This window comes from Rhodococcus sp. APC 3903, from assembly GCF_030407755.1.
GTDB lineage: Bacteria > Actinomycetota > Actinomycetes > Mycobacteriales > Mycobacteriaceae > Rhodococcus_F > Rhodococcus_F erythropolis.
Genome location: NZ_JASDCV010000069.1, coordinates 1 through 3,191, shown reverse-complemented (window position 1 = coordinate 3,191; position 3,191 = coordinate 1). Strand labels below are relative to the sequence as shown.

The following is a 3,191-nucleotide window of genomic DNA, read 5'->3' as shown; positions in this document are numbered from 1 at the left end:
CCCCAACACACAACACACCCCCGCCACACCCCAGCTCACCACACCGCCCGGCCCGCCACCTACAAAGCACGTATAGCGGGCCGCTGCCAAGCACCACCAGCGGATGAGCGATACAGTCAATCGATACTTCCAAGGAAGAGACTGGTGGAACTGGATGGATACCGCGTGGGACATCGACCTATCGGAGAAACGCCTTGCCGCGGATCTGAAGAGCCGAATGAAGACGCTCAGCGCAGGAGGATATATATGTCTCGACTGCGGAGTTCCGGTCTCCCCCGCTGCAATTGAATCGCACAATATTCCGTCGCCTTACTTTGCGGCGCGCGCGGAACCCCATGATGACGAATGCACCGTCGACGGCGAGAAGAATCCCACCGTCACAGACACCTGCCGCCCCAGCAAAAAGCGCCGGAACCCCACCGGCACATATCCGTCCGAACTGATACTCGCCGAATCTCACGACCAGATCGACAAGCAACACCCGAGCCCGGAACACCGCATCTCATCACGATCGACACCGAACAATACGTCTACCCGTGGAAATGCCGGTCGCTCGCAACGCGTTCGCACACTGACATACATCGCAAGGACGTTCATCGAACTTCCTCTCGATCGCGCTGAGATGCCCCTTCATATCCCTGGTGTCGACACAGATCGCTACTCGACAGTCTTCAAACGCCTGAACGGCAAAGCAGTCGACCAATACCCCGAACTGCGGATATTCCACGCTGAACTCGCCTGGGCGTCGGAGATGCACTCCACGGCAGAGAGCATCTCCATCCCGCTCTACGCCGGAACCCGTGACCCGCAGAACCCCGCCCGCGTCATCGCCGGCCACCGCGTCACCGTTGTCTGGTCCCACTGGACACCACGACTACGCGCCCTACTCGAGCACAACCTTAAAAGGCTCCGCGAGCTCCAACGTGACCGATTACAGTCCCCGCCGACTAAGGCCAAACCGCGTGTCTTCTTCGTCGGCGCACAAAACCCCAATGACCCAACCGAATTCGTCCTCGAACACCACGGCCTCATCGCCGTCTTCGATGCAATCCTCACCGACCCGCCAAGGACGGGGCGGCCCCAATTCGCAGCACTGAGCAAATCCCGACGCAGACCAATTCCACTATCAAGAAAGCCCCGCCAATAGCGGCCATCCGTTATCGAATGCATGTCGGTGGAGCGCTAGCCATCACTGACACCCTATGACCTGCAATGTGGGCTTTCGACAATGCGGAGCGAAGTCCAGAAAACAGTGACTTGGCGAGCGTCGAGCGTCCGGTGACCATGCGGTCCGCCGGACGCTCGATGTCACTGTCTGTCGGTGGCGTCAGACTTCCGGGAGGTAGGCGATCGGACCGCCCGATTTGGCAGTGGACCGCCCCTTGAGCAAGAACAGAACTCGATCCTTTTCGTCCGAACTGAGATCGCCGGAGATGTAGAAGGCCCCCGGTCCGTTGTCGTGCTCCCGAGGATGCCCGAGTTCGAGCACCCTGCCAGCCAGCGTTGCTTCGAACGAATGGCGCACTTCGGTCATGGGGCGCCCGTTACGTGCGGTGAACCGGTACGAGACCGTATCCCGGACGTCGGTTACGCGGAGCAACCCACTTGCGCACACACTGATTGCAGCAGCACAGGTAAGGGCATGGGGGTTCGCAGGAGCGCGCCGAAACGCTCCACCGCGACGGCGATTTCGTCGGAGTCGTACTGATGTGCGGTGATGACGTCAGCATGCGGCGGCGGCGCATCGAGCGCCATGCAGAGTTCGTCGCGAGTCGTGATGGTCCTATCTCGCAGGCACCATCCTGCGCGCACTCAAAGTAGGGTGGCGGCGCTGGTTTCACAGATACCTCGACCCTACCGCCCCCGGACAGCAATAACGCGAAGCCCCACGCTGTCACTCGTCGGCATCGAAACGATCCCCGGCGACGACAGCCTGCGCCACCGCAGTGATGCGGCGCGGCTTGACGGCATCGACCTCGACGCCGGAACCGCACACAACAAACAGATCAGCGAAACAGTAATCCACACTTGCGATTTCGCCCGAGCAATGGGATTCGACTACCACCCGCCCCCGGTGATCGAACGCAGGGTCCTGACGACCCTGCAGGAACCACCTCGACTATGCTGACACCGCATGGGAGTGTGCAATAAAATTGTCAGGTCGAGCATAAGGACCGAACCTCGGCGTGCCCGCGCCGTGCGAGACCCAACTACGCTGAGATCTACAACTTCCGTTCAGCATGAACGTGAGGCGCCGTTCCCGATACGCGACGAGAGACTTCAACCTCACAATCACAGCAGTCTCCGCCCACAGGAGCCGCCACTGCCGTCTTACGATCACACCTCGCGACAGCCAGCACCAACGGGTGCGATCGAAGATCGTTGCGGCACATGAGGAATAATACAAAAATGTCGCCCTGCCCAGTGCCCGCCGAAACTGAAAAGATGACGCGGGTCCGGTATCTGATCGTCTTCGCCGCAGCAACACTCGTCCTCACCAGTTGCGGCACCACACCCGTCGATGAAAACAGCCTGCCCACAGCCGCATCGCTTGCACCACTGACGGGCGGAACACACACAACGATGGACGCCGTCACAGCCTCGCTCCCGCCAGTATTGGCTCAGAGCAGCATCTGCTCCCAGGGCTCGAACACCGAAGCCGGCGATCTCTACCTTTTTTGCACCGTCTCCTCTGCATCGCCACTCAGCCAAAGCCTCTCCGACAACAATGTCGTCTATCTCGTCTGGGTGAACAAGGCCGAAGCCGAACGAACACTCCAGGACTGGCGCGAAGGGGACCGATCTGAACTCGTCACCGAAAACACCACGCGCACCGCAGCAGCGCGCCTCGAATACCGCGACGCCGTCAACTCCGTGCACTACGTCAACACCATCAACGGACTTAACATCGACATCAGTGCAGGTAGTCTGCAAACCGCAGAAGCAGCGACAACCTTCCTCCACCGCTCCGACCTCATGAACTGAGACCACAACTACCGCCCGCCAACTGATGCCGCCGAGTTGTCATGTCTTCGAGAGCCCTGCCGTCACGCGGGGAGCTTCGAATATTGCACGCAGGGCGACGATGTCACCCTCGATGACGACTGCCGGAGCGATGGCGTCGATGGTTAGCACTCCTGCTGCCAGACCCAGCACGATAGGGGCGTCGGCACTCAGAACGGCGTCGACAT

5 protein-coding genes are annotated in these 3,191 nt (G+C 60.3%); 2 read left to right on the top strand and 3 right to left on the bottom strand.

Annotated elements, in window-relative coordinates:
• The first annotated feature begins 103 nt into the window (after window positions 1–103).
• Window positions 104–1,147: a hypothetical protein gene (locus QMA15_RS32480; protein ID WP_290289267.1), complete on the top strand. Its 1,044-nt coding sequence runs from the start codon at window positions 104–106 to the stop codon at window positions 1,145–1,147.
• Window positions 1,148–1,327: 180 nt separating this feature from the next.
• Here QMA15_RS32480 and QMA15_RS32475 read toward each other — a convergent pair whose 3' ends face one another.
• The 3 genes from QMA15_RS32475 to QMA15_RS32465 all read right to left on the bottom strand — a co-directional run bounded on the left by QMA15_RS32475 (window position 1,328) and on the right by QMA15_RS32465 (window position 2,026).
• Window positions 1,328–1,534: a hypothetical protein gene (locus tag QMA15_RS32475; RefSeq protein WP_290289264.1), complete on the bottom strand. Its 207-nt coding sequence runs from the start codon at window positions 1,532–1,534 to the stop codon at window positions 1,328–1,330.
• A gap of 53 nt (window positions 1,535–1,587) precedes the next feature.
• Window positions 1,588–1,812, bottom strand: coding sequence for a hypothetical protein (locus tag QMA15_RS32470; RefSeq protein WP_290289261.1), 225 nt, complete (start codon window positions 1,810–1,812; stop codon window positions 1,588–1,590).
• 82 nt (window positions 1,813–1,894) lie between these two features.
• On the bottom strand, window positions 1,895–2,026 hold the full coding sequence (locus QMA15_RS32465; protein WP_290289259.1) for a hypothetical protein: 132 nt from the start codon (window positions 2,024–2,026) through the stop codon (window positions 1,895–1,897).
• A gap of 419 nt (window positions 2,027–2,445) precedes the next feature.
• On the opposite strand from QMA15_RS32465, the gene QMA15_RS32460 reads away from it, so the two are divergent.
• Window positions 2,446–2,985, top strand: a complete 540-nt coding sequence (locus QMA15_RS32460; protein ID WP_290289256.1) for a hypothetical protein — start codon at window positions 2,446–2,448, stop codon at window positions 2,983–2,985.
• The last annotated feature ends 206 nt before the right edge of the window (window positions 2,986–3,191 follow it).

Bases quoted from the DNA above. Each gene is read 5' to 3' on its own strand.
- QMA15_RS32480 (WP_290289267.1), top strand. From the start codon at position 104: ATGAGCGATACAGTCAATCGATACTTCCAAGGAAGAGACTGGTGGAAC.
- QMA15_RS32475 (WP_290289264.1), bottom strand. From the start codon at position 1,534: ATGACCGAAGTGCGCCATTCGTTCGAAGCAACGCTGGCTGGCAGGGTG.
- QMA15_RS32460 (WP_290289256.1), top strand. From the start codon at position 2,446: ATGACGCGGGTCCGGTATCTGATCGTCTTCGCCGCAGCAACACTCGTC.